The sequence below is a fragment of the Pseudohaemophilus parahaemolyticus genome, assembly GCF_938021905.1.
In the GTDB taxonomy this organism is placed as follows: Bacteria; Pseudomonadota; Gammaproteobacteria; order Enterobacterales; family Pasteurellaceae; genus Haemophilus_A; species Haemophilus_A parahaemolyticus_B.
In genome coordinates this window covers 17574-38753 of the sequence record NZ_CALIFA010000028.1, presented here as the reverse complement: position 1 = coordinate 38753, position 21180 = coordinate 17574, and the positions used below count along the sequence as shown (strand labels likewise).

21 protein-coding genes are annotated in these 21180 nt (G+C 37.8%); 10 read left to right on the top strand and 11 right to left on the bottom strand.

Annotation, left to right across the window (positions count from 1 at the left end):
- Position 1 precedes the first annotated feature (1 nt).
- Entirely contained in the window at positions 2 to 1042 is a 1041-nt protein-coding gene (locus QMF79_RS02130) for an acyltransferase family protein (protein ID WP_281772578.1), read from the bottom strand.
- A gap of 101 nt (positions 1043 to 1143) precedes the next feature.
- On the opposite strand from QMF79_RS02130, the gene QMF79_RS02125 reads away from it, so the two are divergent.
- The 3 genes from QMF79_RS02125 (at position 1144) to QMF79_RS02115 (ending at position 4235) form a co-directional block, all read left to right on the top strand.
- Positions 1144 to 2256, top strand: a complete 1113-nt coding sequence (locus QMF79_RS02125; protein WP_281772577.1) for an anhydro-N-acetylmuramic acid kinase — start codon at positions 1144 to 1146, stop codon at positions 2254 to 2256.
- Between the two features lie 263 nt (positions 2257 to 2519).
- The gene (gene murQ / locus QMF79_RS02120; protein ID WP_281772576.1) at positions 2520 to 3431 is read left to right on the top strand and encodes an N-acetylmuramic acid 6-phosphate etherase; all 912 of its coding nucleotides are present in this window, start codon (positions 2520 to 2522) and stop codon (positions 3429 to 3431) included.
- A 198-nt stretch (positions 3432 to 3629) separates the two neighbouring features.
- Positions 3630 to 4235: a pirin family protein gene (locus tag QMF79_RS02115; RefSeq protein WP_281772575.1), complete on the top strand. Its 606-nt coding sequence runs from the start codon at positions 3630 to 3632 to the stop codon at positions 4233 to 4235.
- Between the two features lie 74 nt (positions 4236 to 4309).
- Here QMF79_RS02115 and QMF79_RS02110 read toward each other — a convergent pair whose 3' ends face one another.
- The 8 genes from QMF79_RS02110 to QMF79_RS02075 all read right to left on the bottom strand — a co-directional run bounded on the left by QMF79_RS02110 (position 4310) and on the right by QMF79_RS02075 (position 11417).
- Positions 4310 to 5362 carry a WG repeat-containing protein gene (locus tag QMF79_RS02110; protein WP_111313210.1) on the bottom strand — a complete coding sequence of 351 codons (1053 nt, stop codon included), beginning with the start codon at positions 5360 to 5362 and terminating at the stop codon, positions 4310 to 4312.
- Positions 5362 to 6765 carry a hypothetical protein gene (locus tag QMF79_RS02105; protein WP_281772574.1) on the bottom strand — a complete coding sequence of 468 codons (1404 nt, stop codon included), beginning with the start codon at positions 6763 to 6765 and terminating at the stop codon, positions 5362 to 5364. The genes QMF79_RS02110 and QMF79_RS02105 overlap by 1 nt, the downstream gene beginning before the upstream one ends.
- Positions 6765 to 7910, bottom strand: coding sequence for a TRAFAC clade GTPase domain-containing protein (locus tag QMF79_RS02100; protein ID WP_281772573.1), 1146 nt, complete (start codon positions 7908 to 7910; stop codon positions 6765 to 6767). The genes QMF79_RS02105 and QMF79_RS02100 overlap by 1 nt, the downstream gene beginning before the upstream one ends.
- 8 nt (positions 7911 to 7918) lie before the next feature.
- The gene (locus tag QMF79_RS02095) at positions 7919 to 8941 is read right to left on the bottom strand and encodes a hypothetical protein (protein ID WP_281772572.1); all 1023 of its coding nucleotides are present in this window, start codon (positions 8939 to 8941) and stop codon (positions 7919 to 7921) included.
- A gap of 159 nt (positions 8942 to 9100) precedes the next feature.
- On the bottom strand, positions 9101 to 9736 hold the full coding sequence (locus QMF79_RS02090) for a YkgB family protein (RefSeq protein WP_040218117.1): 636 nt from the start codon (positions 9734 to 9736) through the stop codon (positions 9101 to 9103).
- Positions 9737 to 9833: 97 nt separating this feature from the next.
- Positions 9834 to 10133: a nucleotidyltransferase family protein gene (locus QMF79_RS02085; protein ID WP_040218119.1), complete on the bottom strand. Its 300-nt coding sequence runs from the start codon at positions 10131 to 10133 to the stop codon at positions 9834 to 9836.
- Positions 10117 to 10533, bottom strand: a complete 417-nt coding sequence (locus QMF79_RS02080) for an HI0074 family nucleotidyltransferase substrate-binding subunit (RefSeq protein WP_040218121.1) — start codon at positions 10531 to 10533, stop codon at positions 10117 to 10119. Before QMF79_RS02080 ends, QMF79_RS02085 begins: the two co-directional genes overlap by 17 nt.
- A gap of 20 nt (positions 10534 to 10553) precedes the next feature.
- Positions 10554 to 11417: a VirK/YbjX family protein gene (locus QMF79_RS02075; protein WP_281772571.1), complete on the bottom strand. Its 864-nt coding sequence runs from the start codon at positions 11415 to 11417 to the stop codon at positions 10554 to 10556.
- 175 nt (positions 11418 to 11592) lie between these two features.
- On the opposite strand from QMF79_RS02075, the gene QMF79_RS02070 reads away from it, so the two are divergent.
- The 7 genes from QMF79_RS02070 to QMF79_RS02040 all read left to right on the top strand — a co-directional run bounded on the left by QMF79_RS02070 (position 11593) and on the right by QMF79_RS02040 (position 19428).
- Positions 11593 to 11769: a hypothetical protein gene (locus tag QMF79_RS02070; RefSeq protein WP_281772570.1), complete on the top strand. Its 177-nt coding sequence runs from the start codon at positions 11593 to 11595 to the stop codon at positions 11767 to 11769.
- Between the two features lie 12 nt (positions 11770 to 11781).
- Positions 11782 to 11964, top strand: a complete 183-nt coding sequence (locus tag QMF79_RS02065; protein WP_111427919.1) for a hypothetical protein — start codon at positions 11782 to 11784, stop codon at positions 11962 to 11964.
- Between the two features lie 9 nt (positions 11965 to 11973).
- Entirely contained in the window at positions 11974 to 13728 is a 1755-nt protein-coding gene (locus QMF79_RS02060) for an N-6 DNA methylase (RefSeq protein ID WP_281772569.1), read from the top strand.
- A 9-nt stretch (positions 13729 to 13737) separates the two neighbouring features.
- Entirely contained in the window at positions 13738 to 14364 is a 627-nt protein-coding gene (locus QMF79_RS02055) for a type I restriction-modification system subunit M N-terminal domain-containing protein (protein ID WP_281772568.1), read from the top strand.
- Positions 14322 to 14783 carry an N-6 DNA methylase gene (locus tag QMF79_RS02050; RefSeq protein ID WP_281772567.1) on the top strand — a complete coding sequence of 154 codons (462 nt, stop codon included), beginning with the start codon at positions 14322 to 14324 and terminating at the stop codon, positions 14781 to 14783. The genes QMF79_RS02055 and QMF79_RS02050 overlap by 43 nt, the downstream gene beginning before the upstream one ends.
- 346 nt (positions 14784 to 15129) lie before the next feature.
- Positions 15130 to 16242, top strand: a complete 1113-nt coding sequence (locus QMF79_RS02045) for a restriction endonuclease subunit S (protein ID WP_281772566.1) — start codon at positions 15130 to 15132, stop codon at positions 16240 to 16242.
- Positions 16243 to 16287: 45 nt separating this feature from the next.
- The gene (locus QMF79_RS02040) at positions 16288 to 19428 is read left to right on the top strand and encodes a type I restriction endonuclease subunit R (RefSeq protein WP_281772565.1); all 3141 of its coding nucleotides are present in this window, start codon (positions 16288 to 16290) and stop codon (positions 19426 to 19428) included.
- 40 nt (positions 19429 to 19468) lie between these two features.
- On the opposite strand, the gene QMF79_RS02035 is transcribed toward QMF79_RS02040, so the two are convergent.
- Together QMF79_RS02035 and QMF79_RS02030 are read right to left on the bottom strand one after the other, a co-directional pair.
- Positions 19469 to 19561, bottom strand: coding sequence for a methionine/alanine import family NSS transporter small subunit (locus tag QMF79_RS02035; RefSeq protein WP_039851557.1), 93 nt, complete (start codon positions 19559 to 19561; stop codon positions 19469 to 19471).
- Between the two features lies 1 nt (position 19562).
- Entirely contained in the window at positions 19563 to 21071 is a 1509-nt protein-coding gene (locus QMF79_RS02030) for a sodium-dependent transporter (protein WP_281772564.1), read from the bottom strand.
- Between the last annotated feature and the right edge of the window lie 109 nt (positions 21072 to 21180).

Below are 21180 nucleotides of genomic sequence, written 5' to 3'. Positions count from 1 at the left end.
TTTAGCCTAAATGTAATTTTCTTAATAATTCATTGCGTTTTAGAATTTCTATAATAATGAAACAGCAGAAAAGGGTAAAGAAAGTTTGCAAGAGATTATTAAAATAACTGAGTTCAAAATCTTTTGCATAAGATCTAATAAGAAAAGTAATCAAAATTTCTTGTAGGCAATATATAAGAAGCGAATTTACTCCTATATAAGAAAATATTTTCCATAGCCTTTCTAATTTAAAAAACTGATGGTAAACATAATAAACTGAAATAAGAAAGAACAGACTACCAGAAATGCCAATACTTATTCTAAAGAGATCAATTTTAATTTGTTCTAAAACTGATAAATTAAGTTTAGAATGAAGGATATTTAATCCTGATGCATGGATGTAGTCTTTCTCATCAAATAAGTAAAGCTGTATCGCAAAAATTGCACAAACTAAAAACCAAATTAGCAAAGGACGAGTTAGTTTAAATTCCCATTTAGGAAATAAATAACCAATAATAAAGAAAGGATACATAAAATCTATTCTAAATGTTTGCAAGTTAAAGATAAAATTAGGAATAAAGAACAATAAAAAGAAAATAACAATGTATATGACGAGGTTATCTTTAAGAAGGAAATGAACTAGAGTTACTAATATAGAGAAAATGAGCACAGTCCATAAGAACCAATATCCATCAAAAATCTTAAAGGCTAAATCATTTAGATTGATAATAATATAGAATAGATTATCTATATAAGCTGTATTACCTATAATGTAATTATAGAGATTAAAGATAATAATAGGATAAAGCAGGTGATTTATTTTATTGCGTAAAGCTTTAACAAGCGGTCGTTTTTTAAGACTGTAATGCAGAAAATATCCACTAATTAACATAAAAAGCGGCATATGGAAAGAATAGATAAATATTGTAACTTTATCGCTCCAAAATGCTTGAGAAGAGATATAAGCTGCACCATTTCCATTCTGAATGCAGTGCCCTAATATCATAAGAAAAATGGTTAATCCTTTTACAATATCAAGCCATCTATTTCTCTCATCTGTCATATAAACCTCCTGCTAGAGATATACTCAAATAAAATGCTCACTAACGAGTAATAAATTGTATATAATCCCGTCAATACTATAACATATTTAATGAAAGTAAAATGAATTTATATTTAGGCATTATGTCTGGCACCAGCCTAGACGGGGTGGATTTAGCGTTGGTGGATTTCTTCGAAAAGCCCAATTTGGTTGCGAGTGGTTTTGTGCCAATGCCAGAGGATTTACGGGCGAATTTAGCCGAATTGCTTAAATCGGGCGAAACATCGTTACAAAAATTGGGGGAAATCGACCACCGCTTGGGCGTGTTATATGCTGATTGTGTAAACGAATTTCTGGCGAAAAATAAGCTTAAACCCAGCCAAATTAAAGCGATTGGTTGCCACGGGCAGACGGTTTGGCACGCTCCGCAAGGTAACTTCCCATTTACGATGCAAATTGGCGATATGAATATCGTTGCCGCCCGCACGGGGATTACCACCATCGCTGATTTTCGCCGTAAAGATATGGCGATGGGAGGTCAAGGTGCACCGCTGGTGCCTGCCTTTCACGAAGCAGTTTTTGCATGCCCAAATCAGTTTACCGTTGTGCTCAATATTGGCGGCATTAGTAATATTTCGGTGCTTGATCCTAAGTCGGAAACCATTGGCTACGACGTAAGCGTAGGCAATGCACTGATGGATAGTTGGATTGAAAAACATCTCGGTAAGCGTTACGACAAAAATGCGGAATGGGCAAAAACGGGTGAGGTGATCTCTGAACTCTTGGCGGAAATGTTGAGCGAGCCATTTTTACAATTATCGCCCCCGAAAAGTACAGGGCGTGAGCTGTTTAACCTTGCGTGGTTAGAAAAGCAATTTGCAAATTTAACGGCAAAATCGACCGCTTACAAAGTAGAAGATGTACAACGCACATTGGCGGAATTTACCGTTCAAAGTGTCTCTCTTGAATTATCGCAGTGGAAAAATGAGCCAAATAAAGTGTTGTTGGTATGCGGTGGCGGGGCGAGAAACCCACTATTGATGGAACGTTTCAATGTTTTGTTACCAGATTGGCATGTTGGTACGACTAATGATTATGGCGTAGATGTTGATTATGTGGAAGCGGCTGCTTTTGCCTGGTTGGCGTTTCAAAGAATGGAAAACCTGCCAAGTAATATGCCAAGCGTAACGGGGGCATCGCAAGCGGTTAGTTTAGGGGTGATTTTTCCGAAATAATTAATGGATAAAAGGAAAAACTGTCTGAAAAGACAGCTTTTCTTTCATTCTGTGCTATAAATTCTATTCTGTGCTTTAGCTAAGTAGCTTATAATTGAAAATTGACAGGAGAAATCAAGATGAAAAAAATAAAAATGAGGCAGCCTGTTGTAGTGGTATTATTTGGTTTGAGTGCGTTGGTAATGGCAAGTTATTCTGCATTAAAATGAGCTGAAACAAAGATAAACGCCAAATTAAATGTATAGTTGTGAAACGAGTGTAATATGAATCAAACACTACTCAATTCGCTCTCTCAGATGATGACTGAGCAACGCAATCCCCGTTCTCTTAACATTGATTGCATGACGGCAATCGATATTGTGCAACTCATCAACCAAGAAGATCTGTTAGTTGCTAAGGCAGTAGAAAAATGCTTACCTCACATAGCCGAAGCAGTCGAAAAAATCGAACACGCATTCACAAACGGCGGGCGACTTGTCTATATTGGTGCTGGCACGAGCGGACGATTAGGCGTATTAGATGCGTCTGAATGTCCACCCACTTACGGTGTGCCACCTGAAATGGTGGTAGGTATTATTGCAGGTGGCGAGCGAGCTTTACGCCATCCCGTCGAAGGGGCAGAAGACAACTACGAGCAAGGCAAAGCCGATTTACAAGCGGTCGATTTTTGCGAAAAAGATGTCTTAGTTGGCATCGCAGCCAGCGGGCGTACGCCTTATGTGATTGGTGCGTTGGAATATGCCAAATCATTAGGTGCGATTACGGTATCCATTGCCAGTAACGCAGGTTGTGCGATGTCGCAAATTGCAGATATTGCAATTGAGACCGTCGTAGGTGCGGAAATACTCACAGGCTCAAGCCGAATGAAATCGGGTACAGCACAAAAACTGGTGCTTAATATGCTTACCACGGCTTCGATGCTCCGCATCGGCAAATGCTACCAAAACTTGATGGTGGATGTACAAGCTAGCAATGAAAAACTCAAAGCAAGAGCGGTGAAAATCGTGATGGAAGCCACCGACTGCACCAAAGAAACCGCAGAAATCACCTTGCTTCAAGCCGATAACCACGCCAAAGTTGCTATTCTTATGATTTTAGCCAATGTGGATAAACCCCAAGCCGAAAAAATGCTTGCTGAGAATCAAGGCAAGTTAAGGCAAGCACTTCAAAGTTAATGATTTTAAGCGGTCAAATTTCTGTTCTATTTTGCAAAAATGAAAGAGAATTTGATCGCTTTTTATTTTATTCATTTTTGCTAAATAATCTCTTCATAAAATCTCTCTTTATCCTATTTTTAACCGTTTTATAATGTATTCTATCAAAACCAAACGCATTTTAAATGCAAATTATTAACTTAAAGTAAGGAATAGAGTATGTTAAAAATTAGACGTGCAAATGAACGAGGTCATGCAAATCACGGTTGGTTAAAGGCTTATCACAGCTTCTCTTTTGCGGATTATTTCGACCGTAATCATATGCATTTTTCCGATTTACGGGTGATTAACGAAGATTTTGTCCAGCCGACAATGGGCTTTGGAATGCATCCGCATAAAGATATGGAAATTCTCACTTATGTGCTGGAAGGAAAAATTGCTCACAAAGACAGTATGGGCAATGTGAAGGAATTTAATGCAGGTGAGTTTCAGGTTATGTCGGCGGGTTCGGGCGTATATCATTCAGAGTTTAATCCGTCTGAAACGGACGTGTTGCACTTGTTGCAAATCTGGATTATGCCGAATGAATATGGTATTACGCCTCGCTATGGGCAAAAGCAGTTTGCCGATAAAGAGGGTGCAACTTTAATTCTTTCACCAAATGCGGAGGGTGGCTCGTTTAAGGTCTATCAAGAGATGAAATTATGGCGTTATCAATATGGAGTGAAACTAAACAGCAGCGATGCGTTGGCGGTAAGTGATGAAACTTTGCTTGAATTGCAAACAGCCAGTGCAGTGGAATTTTTATTGTTTGATTTGAAATAGCAAAAAATTTTCTAAAAAACACCGCTTGTATTATGCTTACAAGCGGTGATGCTAGAAGAATATTTAATTTTCCATTATTCTTGATAATTAACCCAGTTACCTAACTTATCAATATAGCCTGTATATCCATTAAGAGTAACTTTGGCTATCCCATTTTTAAAGACGGTTTCAGTACTATCTAAAATAGGAGGAATTGCCCATTTTCCTTGTTTATCAATAAATCCCCATTTTCCGCCTTGACAATTTTTACCATAGCCAGATGTTGTTGCTGCTGCCATTCCTTCATTAAAATAAACGACACAGGCAAATTGTGGTTGGATTTGATAATAGCCAGAGGTATCAATAAATCCCCATTTCCCATCCGTTGTTTTTACTGCGGCTAAACCATCATAGAAATCAGCAGCGTAAGCCCATTGCGGTTTAATTACGATCTCGCCATTTTGATTGATATGCCCCCACAATGCGCCATCTTGATATTTCGCTAAGCCATAACGAAATTTTTTGCCTTTTGCTCTCGCTTTTATCTCATCAGCTTCAGCTTTACGCTGTTTGGCTTCTTCGGTTAAACGTGCTTGTTCTTGTGCGTTTGCTTCAGCATCTAATTTGGCTTTTTCTTGGGCAAGTGTTCTCGCTTTTGCTTCCTCCAAAGCGATTTGCTCCGCTTGAGCTTTTGCTTGTGCTTCTAATTTCGCTTTTTCTAATGCGACTTTGTCAGCTTTATCTTTCTCATTTTGTTGTTTTATCAACGCACGAGAGCGTTCACATGCCTTTAATTCGCTTTGTTTACAACCTTCTTCATAATAGAACGCGGCTTTTTCTAAATCAGCCTGGCTCTCATAAATTTCCCCTAATTTATAAGCAGCCTGCCCATTTTTCTGATTAGCGGATTTTTCTAAAAAAGCGATAGCTCTTTCTGTGTTGCCTTGTTTAAGCAGTAATGTCGAAAAATTCAGTTGCGAATTTATATCACCACTATTCGCTGCTTTTTCACAGAAAGAAAATGCAAGGGATTGTTTCGCTTCATCATTTGATAAAGTTTGGCATTGTTCCACGCTATCATCAAAACAACCGCTTAACAGCAAAGGGGTAAATAATACAAGCGGTTTTATTTTATTTAATCTTTGCATTATTTATACTCCACACACTCTTTTTCTTTTTTATTAGATGGTTTAGAACAAACCGTACTAAGTTGATTTTTCAATTTTTGAATCTCTGTTTTGCTATTTTCCTCAACTTTTTGTTTTTCTTGTTTTAAGTCACTCAGCTCTTTCTCCATTTCTTCAACATTCTTTTGAGTTGTTTTTAGCTTAAGATATTCCTTATTTTGTTCCTCGCTGATCTTTACACTCGAATCGAACCATTGCCACGCAAAAGTGAAAACAAGCATAAGAAAGAGTAATGCACAAATTATTGCTAACACTTTTGTTGCCATAGAAGGATTACTTATATCATCTACTTGTACAGCTTGAGCTGGTTCTACAGGCTGACGCAATTTCAACTCAAGCGATTTGAACTTATTATCTAGCTGTAAAGTTAATTTTTGTTCAGTTTTTTCTGCCACTTGTTTTGCAACCTCGTTTGAAAAAAGAGAAAGCCGAGTATCACCTAATTCAGCTTTAGCTCGCACTTTTTTCATTTCTGCAATCGCATTATCTCGCTCTTGTTGATAAGCCCTAGCTTGGACTTCAACCTTTTTTGTGACTTCTTGCTGAATGATTTTCGCTTGTTCACTCTTTAATTGTTGGATTTCACCGGTTGCATCTTGATATTTTTTACTCAGCTCCTGTATATAAGTGTGCAAGTAATGAATTTCCGATTTATAAGACGAAACAAAGATATCTAAGCTAAATAATTGCGAAGATGAGATTTGCAAACGCTTCATTTGGCGTACTTGTGCAGAAATATGTTCACTTTCTGTAAAGAAGATATCTTTATATTGATAATGTAATCCGCTTGTTATCAAGTACTCTGCGACTTTTAACGCTTCACCTTCTTGGCAATGGATAAATAAAAAGTCAGAAGAGGCGGTTTTCGTAATGCTATTTTTAACAGGTGCAACTAATTGAATTTTTTCTAATGCTTTTGGTGATTCAAATGTTTTACCTGTAATACTGGTATGGTAAGCCTTTTTCTCGTTGTCAATAAAGTGAGTCATTTGATAAATACTTAATTGACGAAGGCCAGAAAAAATATCTTTTATGCTGTTAGGCGAAAATGAGGCATTAGCCGCTTCAATAAAGCTACCAAAATAAGTGCCTGCTCGAGTCTGCCCTTGCTCATAAATAGAGAAGTATTCTGCAAAACCTAAAAGCGAAACGTTTTGTTCCGTACGGCTGATTAAGGCATATAGAGGAGCATCATCACCTAATTTTGGTGAAGGCAAACAACCACCTAAATCTTGCCCTAATTCAAAAGCGGTTTTGCCTAAATTAAATTGTTTGTCAATGCCATTATTGGTATATTGACGACCTGCTGGCGTACCGACCAATCCCCAGCCTAAATATTGTTTAAAATTTTGTTCTTGTGTCATTATGCTTTCCCACTAAACCAACGCTTAAATTTATCCCAACAATTTAATTCTTTTACTGCTGAAACGCCCATGCCCTCTTTATATAACCAATTAAAGAATTTCTCTGGGCACTCTTTATCAAATTCGGTTAATAAATCGGAATTAACAGAGAATTTTCCCATTCGATAAAAAATCGTTTTATTATTTGGCGATTCATTAAAGAAACTATTTGCAAAGGCAGGAATTTTTTCTAACGCATAGTGCATCGGGTCATAACCATTGCGTTCTACGGCTGCTATATCTGTTGCAAAAATTTTATCTGCTTTAGAAAGCAGTAAGGCTTTTGGAAATTGTTTCCCTTGACTACTTTGAATATATTGAATTTTAGTGAAAACTTCACTTAATACATTCATTTGTGGAATTTTGCCATTATCAGATAATGACTGATCGTAAACAAAGGCAATCTTTGTTTTAACGTCCGATTCTAAAATAGCTGTTAAATAATTTGGCAGCATACCTGATTTATTTTTATCTCGACTATGGAAGGCTTCTTCTGAATGTTCGCCTGAAGCATCAACAAATACAATTTCAATTGGTGGCTTAGATTTATCGGTTGGCGTAAAAGAAATATGCATTTCAAAGTATTGTTTTGTATCAGTACTGGTTAATTTTTTTGTACCCACAATGTCATTAAAACGATCTTGTAATTGATAGAATAATTCTTCTTCACTTTCAGTGGTTTTGTCGGTTTGTAGATAAACCACACCACCAATATAATTTTTCATATAGTGAAGTACGCTACCAATAATCCACGTTTTACCTGATGCAGGGCTACCAAAGAATAAAACATAGTGCTTATTTTCAGCGTTTTCATTTAATTCTTTTACACGTTCGTGATATTCTTCATCAGATAACTCTTTCACTTCACGCTTATCTAATTTTGCCTGCTTAGTGATTGGCGTATGCGTGTAGTTTGAATTGAATTCTGGTAATGGCTCAAAAGCGGCAAATTCATTTTTTTCGATGACAGGTTCTTCCGTTACGAAATCAAGCGGTGGATTTTCTTCCTTACTTTGCTCTGTTTTTTCTAAATCAACGGCAAAAGTGGTTTCTTCTGTTGAAGGTTTTGTTGTTTGCTCTTCGGTTTCAAATGGATTCTTTAACATACTGCCTCCTACATTGAACGACCAGAATGAATGACTTGTGCAGGTTCTTTTTCGTTACGGCCGAAGAACACGAGTAAACTTAATACCACAGCCCAGTCAATAAATAAGCAAAGAATGGTGAATAACACCGCAACAAGAGGATGATCTACAAATGCCGATTTGAAAGAGAAGGCGATTTTACCAATCTCTTGGCTTTCAAAAGGTACTTTTTCAAATTTGAAAATAGCGGTATCGTTGATAAATTCTTGTGTGTTTGAGCCAATCTCATTAATCACATTCACTGCTTTTAAATTGGTTTCAAAACCATATTGTTTAACATCTGCGGCGGTAGATAGCACATTGTCAATTAAATTATTGATTTCTTTTGCTTTTTTCTCCGTATTAGCACGGATTTCCTCTACTTTATCGTAATCTTTATTAGTAAGCTTACGGCGAGTGATTTGGTCAATATTTTCTTGATAACGTAATGCCAATTCTTTTGGGGAAATACCTCTTGTACCAAATTCAGTGAGGCGTTCACCGAGTACTCCTTCAATTTCACGAATAAGCTCTAATGCACGTTTGCCTAAACCAGGTCGAGCTGGATCTGAAATTTGGCTCACAAGTTGTTCCGTTAATGCTTCTACGCGATTGCGTTTTTCTGTTAATTCAGGGTTGAAATTATTTAAGGCTTTATTTGTTGCACTAACGACATCATTAAGCTGCTGCTTATGTTTAAGAAGTTCATCACGGAAGAGTTGCTCTTTTTGATAGCTGGTATAAATCGCATTGAAGTTCCCAGCGAAGGAAAAAAGTGAAAAGAAAAAGTAGGCGATTAAAAAGCCAATAACGGGCAATTTATTTAAACGGCGAGTCCCAATAAACAGGGTAAAGCCATACATTAACATCGTAATTGCTGCAGAAAATGCCCAAGCAAAAGTAGCCCCGAATAAATCGGTAAAGCCTAATGCAGTTTGAGCAAGGCTAATCGCCATAAAAACAAATAAAGGAATATGTACCCAGCCAGGTAATTTTTTTGTTGTTGGTTTCATTATATAAGACCTCAAAAATGTTGATGTAAAATTGAGTGCAAATCATACCAAGAACGAGCAAAAAAAAAACAACTCCGACCTCGAATTGTAAATTTTACACAGAAAAAAACCGCTTGTAGAAAATGTTACAAGCGGTCATAAATTTAGACTGTTTTGCAATTAAGCTGCACGTTTTCTTGCTAAAATGCGATTAGCACATTCAGCCGCAGCAGTTAAGCCGCCTGCCATCATAATCACGTCTTTGATGACTAAGCGACCAACACCAGAGAGATAAGGGAAACCATAGGCTGGTGTTGGTAAATCACCGCCCAGATTAGGCACCCAAGCCTCTGGTGTAGTAATTAAAAATGAGAGTGTTACAATCGACATTCCGAAGGTGAGCAATCCGCCTGCCAAGCCTGCGGTTGCATTCCAGATACCTGCTAAAGTGAGGATGCCCACAGTCACGATAATTGCACCGATGATATAAGAAGTGGTGTAAGTACCGTTTTCTTTATGCCATTCGATGTTTTTCGCTACCATTTTGCCTTCAGGATTTTTGTGAAGGGTGTATTCCATCACCATTTCGCCTTTGTCATTTTCAACTAAATTTGGACCTTTTTTATACATATAGCTGAAGAACGGGCTGTTTGATACAAAGTGGGCGATGCCATCCGCTTCATATTGACAAACTTTTAAGCCGCCAATCCAAACCATAACGATAAAAATAGCAATACGAATAAAGTTGATAAATTGGCGTTGCATTGGGGCAACGATTTTAGCAACAAATTCAACAAACGCATTAAATGCACTCATAGATACCTCATTAAGAGTAGTAAAAAGGGACGCAATTATTGCATATTTATCTGTTGAAAATATTGATGGTAAAAACTATTTATTCGTAAGATTTTGACTATCTTGATTGCACAATTTCGAATTGCGTTTGAATAATCTTTTTGAAGTTTTCAGAACAAGCTGCCCAATCAACAATATCTACTTTCCAATCTAAATCGGATTCAGAAAAGGCATCGACTAAATTGGCGTGCGTTTCAAGTGAAAGCGGTTTTTCGGTAATAATAGCGAGATCTAAATCTGAATAGCGCTTTGCCGTACCTTTAACCCGTGAACCAAATGCCCAAACTTCATATTCAGGCACATTCTTGTGTAAAATATCTAGTACGATTTGGCGTTCAGCCTCAGTAATTGCTAGCATTTAAACCTTCTTGTAGCGATTTTTGTAGAAACTGGACCTCTTTTAAAAAATCAGGAATGCCAGCCACGACTAAGATAGCGGTTTCTTCATCGTAAGTATGGCTTGTACGACTTCTCATATCACGATATTTCCGCCAATCTTGCCAACTTCCGAGTAATAAACTGCGTTCATTTGCTGTGCGAATTAAATCTTGGAAAGTCATCCCATCAAATTCAGCGGGGTTAGCAGAGGTCTGTTCCAAAAATCGCTTAAGCATTTTATGACTAATTTCGTAAGTAAATTCAAAACGCTGAACTAAACCATCGCGAATCTGAATATCACTTGTGTCTGATTCGTAACGTGTGAGCCCTTCAGACAAACGAGTTATTGCATTATTAAGTGGGGTTAAATCAAGATTCATTTTCTTCTCGCAAACTTTTCTTACATTTTTACCGCTTGTTTCATCGCCTCAAACAATTCATCCAACATCGCAAAGCGTTTGCGGTACATTGAACGTTTTTTGCTTGGGATTTCGTCTAAATTGCGGTCATCTTCAAGTGGGAGCAACCAATAATCTTCACGTTTTCCGCCTGCTTCAGAGAAAATCGCATCGTAATCCACCACATAGCGCTTGCTTTGCACAAGGCGCGATTTGTTCTGATATTTTTGCGGAATGCCCAATAATTTATCGTACCCTAAAATTTTGGTAAGGCTTTTCATTGCTTCTACCATCAAATACGCAGGGCGTAAGCCGTGGCAAGCTTTAGTGAGCTGTTTTACCATCTCTTTTGAGCCTTCAAAATTTGGACCTTGTACCACCGCTATCAATAGTGCATCGCCCAACTTGCCAAAAGTCAGCAAGTAAATCAGTTGATTCTTAGGCTTATAACGAAGTTCCAATGCCCAATAACCTTCCATCGGCTGGTGTTCGTTGATGTTAAGCAAAATCTCAAAATCAGGGATAACTTCGCAAAAACTTAATGGTTGCTGCCACAAAGGTGGGTTGAGATGAGCAAGTTGTTGCGGGATAAAAAGCAAGTTCTCACAGATAGCATTAAAACGTTGTTGGCTGTTAAAACGTTTATCTAAAAAGCGATGCACTAATGGATAGCCGTAGTTTGTTCGTTCGTTAAGTAGAGAAATAAGCAAAGGGTGTTGGTTGACAAATTGCTCAAATTTTTTAACCGCTTGCACGTGTAAAAGTGAACGCAGGCGATAGCGTAAACGCTTGCCTGCATAAGATTTTTTGCCTCGGTTGGGATAAATATCGTTTGCTTTTGTCCAGTGATATTGCGATAAATTCATTGTAGCTCCTTAAAATCGGCGGTTATTTTCGCATAATTTTAATGATTTAGCGAATCCATAAGTTTAATTACATCTTCCATACATTTTAAAAATGTTTCAATAGATATTTTAAAATCTTTATTGACTTAAAATTTAGCTATGCTATTCTTTACCCAACTTAAGAGTCGGAGGATGTATGAAAACCACTTTCCATATCGTTCAAAGAATGAACCATCGCGGAATCAATAAAACACTATTAGATTGTGTTGTTGAGTTTGGGGAAATCAAAAAAGACAAATACGTTATCAGCAAAAAACTTGCCAATTCATATATCAAATTAATTCAGCAAGAATTGGCAAAACGTAAGCATTAGAGAGGTAAAAAAATGAGAATAGCAGAATACAATCATAGTTTTTCACAAATGAGTAAAGAACAACTTAACTTTTTACTCAAACAGATGAAAAAGATTGCCGATAAACAAGGTGTTATTGTTGTGATGGAAGATAATGCTCTCCTGACTACTTATAACCTTTGCAGCTATAACCGTAAATTATCAAGATACCATTAAGGGTTCATTATGACTCAATTACTCAAATTAAATAAAAATAGCTTTAATGATTTTTACCAAACTATGCACAATAAATTGTCGATTGAAATCATTAACGAATTAGCGATTAAAGCAATGGCAGTGGTGGTTTTAAACGAAAATAAATTGCTAAGAAATCAGGATGAACTTCGTACTATAGTGGAAAGCACAGAACGAGAATATGCTGAAGTTTTCTTACAAAATAGCCACGATATTTTAAGTAATCATCTTTCTCCAACTATGATGAATTTGCTGGCAGATTTAAGTGAAAATCAGCAAAAAGGCTTACTGACTAAAGAAAATAAGCAAGATTGGTTACATCATTTATTTAATCTTCAGCTAGGAGGAAAAAGTGATCTCTTTGCTTTTGAAGAGAGTGTTTATGCACTTTGTAATCAGCTATTTTCGAGTGTAGAAGGGGATGTTTATCTCACATCAGGTAATGCAACTTACCACAGTTTAATGCTAAGTGAACAGCAATCTGTGGCGGCAGAAAGTATCAAATCTACAAATATCCCAGCGTTGTTGAATTTAATTTTAGGCAACATCCAATATAAAGTGAGTGACCCTATTTTAAATCCAGCTTATATGCAAAATGGAAAACTAATGCCTTTTAAAAAAGGATTTTTGGCAGAGCCTTGGGGAATGAAAATTAGCCTTAATGAAGATGCAAAGCAACGTTTTTCTGTCGTTAGCAATAACTATCAGAATTATGCGATTCAACATTTATGGCAACAAGTAAGTGATTTTGCGATTGTCGCTGTGCCAATGAACCATTTATTTTCTACGGTAAAAAGTGAAATTGAAATGCGTAAATGGTTGCTTGAGCAAGGTCATTTGAAATCAATTGTGGCTTTTCCTAGTGGCGGTTTTATAAAGAGCACAAATATTGGTTTTTCTTTACTGATTTTTGATTTCACGAAAATTTATGATGAAGTGAATTTAGTTTCTCTTAAAGATTCCGATTTTGTTGAAAGACAGTTACGAGAAAATAAACTTACTCAAATTGACACTTTGGTTGAGATCATTAATGGCAAGTCAAACAAAATCTCTCAAAGAATTGCGATAGAAACCTTGGCTAAAAATGATTATGTACTCGATCCTGAACGCTATATTGTCGATTCACAAACCGAAGCCGCTCTTGAGATTTTAAATCAATACGAAACGGCAACATTGGGCAGTTTTGTAGAAGTTTTGCGTCCTGCTCCATCGCTTTCAAAAGAAGAAGGTAAATATTCTATTTTTGAAATTCAAGGCGGCGATCTTCCGGAATATGGCTACATTGATTCTATTAGCAAAACAAATCAGGTAGAGGAAAGCCAGCTAAAAGGGTTAGAAAAGTATTATTTAAAAGAAAATGATATTTTAATTACCATTCGCGGTGTAACAGGCAAAGTTGGCATTGTTTCAAAAAGCTTACTTGAACAATATGAAGGGCGTGTAATTGCAGGAAAAATCTGTGTGGTGCTACGTCTGCAAAATGCAGAAAAAATTACACCGCTTGCGTTGTTAATGCAACTTCGTTCGGAATTTTGTCAATCTCGTTTGCAGTTACTCTCATCAGGGGCAATGATTGCAGGGTTATCAGTGAAGGATTTAAAAGAATTTCCTATAGCACTTTTTTCTTTACAAAAACAGCAAGAATTAGCAGAAAATTTTCACCAACAAGCCAAAATAAAACAAATGATTCGCCAACAAGAGCAAGAAATGAAACAGCTTGCTAATAATTTCTGGCAAACAAACTAAGGAATAACAATGGCTAAAGCACCGAAAAAAAGCAAAATTGAAGAGCTTTCACTAGAAAGCGTAATGATGAACTGCCGTAATGCTCTGCGTGGTAAAGTGGGCGGAAATGAAAAAAATCGCGATACTGTAATGGGACTGGTTTTCTTAAAATTTGTTGGCGATAAATTTGCCGCTCGCCGCGCTGAAATAATGGCGCAATATCCTGAAATTTTTTGGGAGCAAGAATCCTTTTATCGTAGTGAAAACGTATTCTATCTTAACGAAACAGCTCGCTGGTCTTATTTAGTGGAGCAAGCCTCAAGCGATGATATTGCGGTGAAATTAGATAAAGCGATGGCGGATATTGAAGAACGCAATCCGCCACTTAAAGGCGCGTTGCCGCAAAACTTCTACGCGACACTCGGCATTGGCAAAAAAGAGATTAAAAGCCTCATTGATGAAATCAATAAGCTCGACAACAACCGTTTTCACGAAAAAGACTTGATTGGGCGTGTACAAGAATATTTCTTGCAAGTGTTTGCGATTGATTCAGGCGTTGGAAACAGCTTATCGAAAATGACAAAGTGGAAGCCATTATCGTATTACCACGTGAAATGTTTTATTCCACCGATATTTCTGTCACCTTATGGATTTTAAATAACAACAAAAAAGAGCGGTCATTAAATGGTAGAAATTTACGCAATCGTCAAAATGAAGTGTTATTTATGGATCTCCGTACGTTTAATACCAACGTTTACGAGAAAAAATATATTCAATTAACACAAGCTGATATTGAACAAGTAAAATCCACCTATTTTAACTGGCAAACAGGTGAAAATTATGCGGATATTCCTGAGTTTTGCCAATCGGCAACTCTTGAAGGCATTCGTACAAAAAATTATTCCCTTGCACCAAGTCAATATATTCAATTTGTTGATCGCGATTTAGAGATTGATTACAACGCAGAGATGAAAAGAATCCAATCAGAAATGACCGCGCTTTTGACAAGCGAAAAACAATCGCAAGCGATGTTAGAAAAAGCGTTTGAAGGGATTGGGTTTAAATTAGGAGAATAGGTGTTTTAACCCTTAAATTAAACGTGGATACAGGTGAGTTAAATCTTCTTATCAGTAGAGCTAGATACGAATACATGGGAGCTAATAAGGAATAACGAGGGCTGATTGAGTATGAGGTTGGATTTACTTCTGCCAAATCTCCCCTACCCCTCTTTGCTAAAGAGGGGGCATTCTTTAGTAAATTAATGATTACTGGCTCATTTGCATTCATTATAAAATAATGTTCGGGTAATGCTCTGAAATTAAACTCTTATGCGATCCAATCCCCTCTTTAGCAAAGAGGGGTAGGGGAGATTTGGCAGAAGTGATTAACGAAGAAATTAATAAAAAATAACCAAGGAATAAAATGAAACACAAACTCGGTGATTTAATTGAACTCTATTCAGAAGCCTGTGGAATAGAGAATTTAACAGTAGATGAAGTATCAGGCATCAACCGTGATAAAGAATTTTTTTCACCTGCAAAGCAAGTGGGAACAGATACCAGTAAATATAAGATTGTTCCACCAAATTACTTTGCGTGTAATTTAATGCATGTTGGTCGAGATATTGTTTTACCAATTTCATTAAATACCACAAACAAAAATAGAATTGTTAGCCCTGCTTATACGGTTTTCAAAATTAAAGATGAAAGCAAAATCTTAAGTGAGTTTTTCTTTATGTGGCTAAAATCAGACGAAAAAGATCGTTATTTTTGGTTATTTACAGATAGTTCAGTGAGAGATGGTTTATCTTGGGACGATCTCTGCAACATCGAACTCTCCCTCCCATCCCTTGAAATCCAACAAAAATATGTGGCGGTGTATCAAGCAATGCTTGCCAATCAACGTGCTTATGAAAAAGGATTGGAAGATTTGAAGTTGGTGTGTGACGCCTATATTGAGCATTTGCAACATTCAGAGCCATTGCATAGGATTGGGGATTTTATTGCGGAACATAAAGTGAAAAATAACGGTTTATTAGATCAAAATTCTGTAATGGGTATTGCTACGGCAAAAACATTTATTGAAACAAAATCTAATTTAGAAGGTGTTAATTTAGATAATTATTTAATTGTGCCTTCTCGTTATTTTGCTTATGTCGCAGATACTTCACGCCGTGGAGATAAAATATCTTTGGCATTTAACGAAAGTAAAAATAATTATTTAGTATCATCAATTAGTACGGTTTTTTATAGCAAAAATGAAACCAAACTTCTTCCTGAATACCTTGCATTATTCTTTAACCGTAGCGAATTTGACCGTTATGCACGTTTTCATTCTTGGGGCAGTGTAAGGGAAGTATTTTCTTGGACGGATTTATGTGAAGTTAAGATTCCTCTTCCCGATTTGAACGTTCAACAATTTATCGTGGATATTTACAAAGTATTGCTAGAACGTCGTCGGATTAACGAGCAATTAAAAAACCAAATTAAGCAACTTTGCCCTGTGCTAGTGCGTGGTGCGATGGCTGAAATCTAAAAAGAGCGGTCATTTTTGGCAACTATTTTACAAACGGGATAACCTATGAAATTTTACGAGAGCGAATTAGAAAAAGCCGTGGTGGAATTGTTGGTGCAACAAGGTTACCAACACAGCCAGGGCGATGAATTAAACCGTGCGCCTAACGAGGTGTTATTAGTTGCAGATTTACGCGATTATTTAACCGCTTGTTATCCCGATTTAACGCCAAGCGAAATGCAAAAAATCATCGCTCAATTAGAAAACATTCCTGCCACACCACTTTACCAAGGTTCGAAAACTGCCTTTAAATTGATTAATGAGGGGCTGACTCTTCCGCGTGAAGAGAGCCAAAAGCCCGCGTTACACTTGCGTTTTATTGATTTTGATTGTGTGGAGAATAACCGCTTTCGGGTGGTTAATCAGTTTAAAGTACAAGGCGAGCAAGAGCGCATTCCCGATATTTTGTTGTTTATTAACGGCATTCCTGTCGCCCTATTTGAGCTGAAAAGTGCGATCAATGAAGAGGTAAATATTTATGATGCGTGGGAGCAGATTCATATTCGTTATCGCCGTGATATTCCAAAACTACTGAAATACACTTTTTTAAGTGTGATAAGTGATGGTGCGAATAACCGTTTAGGCTCTGTGTTTACGCCTTATGAATTTTATTACACTTGGAACCGTATCAATAAAGAAGCTACTACGAAAAAAGGCATTCAAACCCTGTTTAGTCTGATTGAAGGGGCATTAACGCCTGTGCGTTTGTTGGCGTTGTTGCGTGATTTTATTTACTATCCAGATCAAAGCGATAATGAAATGGTGGTGGTCGCACGCTATCCGCAATTTTTCGCTGCCAATAAAATGTTTGCCAATATCCAACGCCATTTACGCCCAATCGGGGATGGCAAGGGAGGCACTTACTTTGGAGCAACAGGCTGCGGAAAAACTTATACGATGCTCTATTTAGCCCGAATGTTGGTGCAACGTGAGCAAGCGATATTTAAAAATCCAACAGTAATCATTATCACTGATCGAGAAGATTTAGATAACCAAACAGCGAAAATTTTTACCAATGCGAAAAACTTTTTAGGAGAAGATGAGGTGCTGAGCATTGAGTCTCGCCAAGATTTAGCTGATAAACTACGTGCCAAACCTAGTGGTGGCGTGTATCTAACCACCATTCAGAAATTCGCTGAATATGTCGGGTTGCTTTCAGACAGAGCAAATATTATCTGTATTTCTGATGAGGCTCACCGCACGCAAACTGGTGTGGAAGGAAAAATCTACATTGATGAACAGGGTGTAAAAACTAAATTTGGCTTTGCCAAATACTTGCGTGATGCATTCCCTAATGCTACTTATGTCGGCTTTACCGGCACGCCGATTGATGAAACCATTTCTGTTTTTGGTGATGTCGTTGATCGTTATACAATGAAGCAAGCCAGTGATGATGGCATTACGGTGCGTATTGCTTATGAGCCACGTTTAGCACGAGTGTTGCTTTCAGAGGAAAAAATCAAAGAAATTCAGGCTTATTATGATCATTGTGCGGAACAAGGTTCAACCGACTATGAAATTGAGCGAAGTCAACGAGAAATGAGTCAGATGCGCCAGATTTTGGCACACCCAACTCGATTAAAATTACTCGCTCAAGATATGATTTCACACTATGACGCACTTTGTGCAGAAAATCCTGCCATCGTGAAAAAAGCAATGATTGTGTGTGCTGATCGGGAAATTGCCTTTGCATTGCTCAATGAAATTGTGGCAATTCGCCCTGATTGGGGCGTGGCAAAAAAAGCGGAAAATGAGGCTGCACTTTCTGCAAAAGAATTAGAAAATTTAACCGCTATTGAAAAAATTAAACTGGTGGCGACACGTAACGACAACGACACGCCAGCCCTTTATCAAGCCTGTGGTACGAAAGAGTATCGTAAAGAGTTAGATCGTCAGTTTAAAAACACGCAATCGAATTTCAAAATTGCTGTGGTGGTGGATATGTGGATTACAGGCTTTGATGTGCCGAGTTTAGCGGTGATGTACATTGATAAACCGTTACAAAAACATACGCTTATTCAAACCATTTCCCGCGTTAATCGCAATTTTGCTGGTAAAGAGCAAGGTATCGTGGTGGATTATATCGGGATTAAAAATGCGATGTTACAAGCGGTGAAATTATATGGTAATGATGATGAATCGCCAGTAGATGATATGAAAGTGACACTCGCAATTTTGCGTAATCAATTAGATTTGTTAAGCAAATTGATGCATAGTTTTGATACTCACGATTTCTATCACGGTTCGCCTTTAGCACGATTGCATTGCTTGAACTTAGCTGCAGAATGGGTGCAACAGAAAAAAGAGACAGAAAACCGTTTTATGGGGCTGTCGAAACGACTCAAAATGGCGTATGAAATTTGTGTGGCATCAGGTGAGTTAAGTGAGCAAGAAATCGAAAAAAGTCAGTTTTTCTTAGCGGTAAGAGCCGTGATTTATAAACAACATTCGGGCAGCCAGCAAGCGCCAGACACCGAGCAGATGAATGCTTTTGTGAGCAAAATGGTGGAACAAGCGATTGCCTCAACGGGGGTGGAAAACATCATCAATATGCAAGAAAGAGAGGCTTTATTTGATGAGAACTTGGAACAAGAAGTAGCTAAAATTGAACTACCTATTTCGAAATTCCACGCGTTACTCGCTTTGCTGAAAAAAGCCATTGGCGAATATGGCAAAACAAATAAAGTGAAAAGTCTTGAATTTGAACAACGAATGAAAGCGGTGGTTGATCGCTACAATAGTCGCGATAATTTAGCATTTGTAAATGAGGTGGTGGGCGATTTCATCAACAGTTTATCAGATGAAATTTTAGATCTGCTTAAACAGCTACAAGAAGACCAATCCTCTTTTGAAGAGCTTGGTATTAGTCTTGAAGAAAAAGCTTTTTTCGATATTCTCACGCATGTGAGAGATGAACATCAGTTTGATTATGATGATGAAAAATGCGTAGTACTTGCCAAAAAAATTAAAGAGTTGGTGGATGATAATCTCCAGTTTGCCGAGTGGAATGTGCGTGATGATATTAAAAACAAGCTGAATATGGAATTGACTCTATTGCTTTACAACAACGGCTATCCGCCACAATGGAATGAGGAAGTGTTTGAAAAAGTGATGGAACAGACAGAGAATTTTAAACAATATCATTAAAAATAAGGCTGATAGGTTTTCACCAATCAGCCTTATTTTTTTACTCTTTCGGCAAGCGTTTAATCGAGAGGATTAAACCGCCCCAGATGATAACTAACGCTGCAACCATCATTAAAATTGCTGATGTGCTCATATTATTCCTCCACGTTAAATTCAGGTTCGTTTTTCCACGGTAAGCGAGACAGGATAAACGCCACGATCACTAAGAAAATTGCCATTCCCCAACCGAAAGTATTAACGAACCAGTTTGGATAACCTTCATATCCTTCGGTAAACACTTTTACGCCTTCACTTAATAGCATAAACGCTAAAACCCCTGTGGTAACGATAATGCATAAACGCCAGATTGTGCCGACTTTGAATGATGAAGTTTTATTGATGTGGTGACCTAATGTACTAAGTTTGCCATTCGCTACAATTGCAATTAAGGCAGCAAAAGCGACCGCTACAATACCAAAGTAGTTCACAAATTTATCCATTACATCCAACATCGGCAAGCCTGTTGTGGTACCGAATAAGATCACTGAGACGATCATCATTGGCACGCCAACCACGAAAGTCGCAGTTACACGCCCCATTTTGAGTTTGTCTTGAATGGAAGCAATAATTACCTCAATTACTGAGATAAATGAAGTTAATGCTGCAAAGGTAAGTGAACCGAAGAACAACACGCCTAAAACCGTGCCCATTGGTGCTTCGTTAATGATGGTTGGGAAAGCGAAGAAGGCTAAACCGATGCCACCTTTTGCCACCTCACTGACTTCTTGACCTGCGGCAGTTGCCATAAAGCCAAGTGCAGCGAACACGCCGATACCGGCTAACACTTCAAAACTGGAGTTTGCAAAGCCGACCACCAAGCCTGTGCTAGTAAGGTCTGAATCTTTTTTCAAGTATGAAGAGTAGGTCACCATAATTCCGAAACAGATTGAAAGCGAGAAGAAGATTTGCCCATAAGCTGCAATCCATACGCTTGGATCTGCTAATTTTGACCAATCTGGCGTGAATAACGCATCTAAGCCTTTCGCTGCCCCTGGTAGTGTTAATGAGTAAACTACGAGTGCCACGAACATCACCACCAATACTGGCATTAAAATGCTTGAACTTTTTGCAATCCCTTTTTGTACGCCAAGGGCTAATACTAATAATGCGACAACCCAAACGGCAATCAATGGACCTGTGACTAAGCTAACAAAATCAAAACTCACACCTTGTGCAATATCGCCCATTTTAAGGAACTCACCGACGAAGAAATCAACCGGTTTATCGCCCCACGTTTTGCTAAATGAAAAGAAAGTATAAATGGCTGCCCAGCCTAATACTACTGCATAATATAAGCCAATGATGACATTCACCATTACTTGCCACCAGCCAAATACTTCAAAGTGTTTATTTAAGCGACGGAATGAGAGCGGAGCGGCTGCACGATGGCGGTGACCAATCGCAAAGTCCAAGAAAAGTAGCGGAATCCCTGCAGTTAAAAGTGCAACGATGTAAGGAATGATAAATGCACCGCCACCATTTTCATAAGTGGTATAAGGGAAACGCCAGATGTTCCCTAAGCCTACGGCTGAACCGATGGCTGCCATAATAAACGCTTGACGACCTGAGAAGGTTTCGCGTTTGTGGGTTGTTTGATTAGACACGGAAAAGTTCCTCTAAAAAGTTAAAAATGCAAACATTGATTTGAGTTTAGTCAAATAAGTTGCGAATAATTCGCAGACGAGTGAAGAATATGCTTAAGTGATTAGAAAG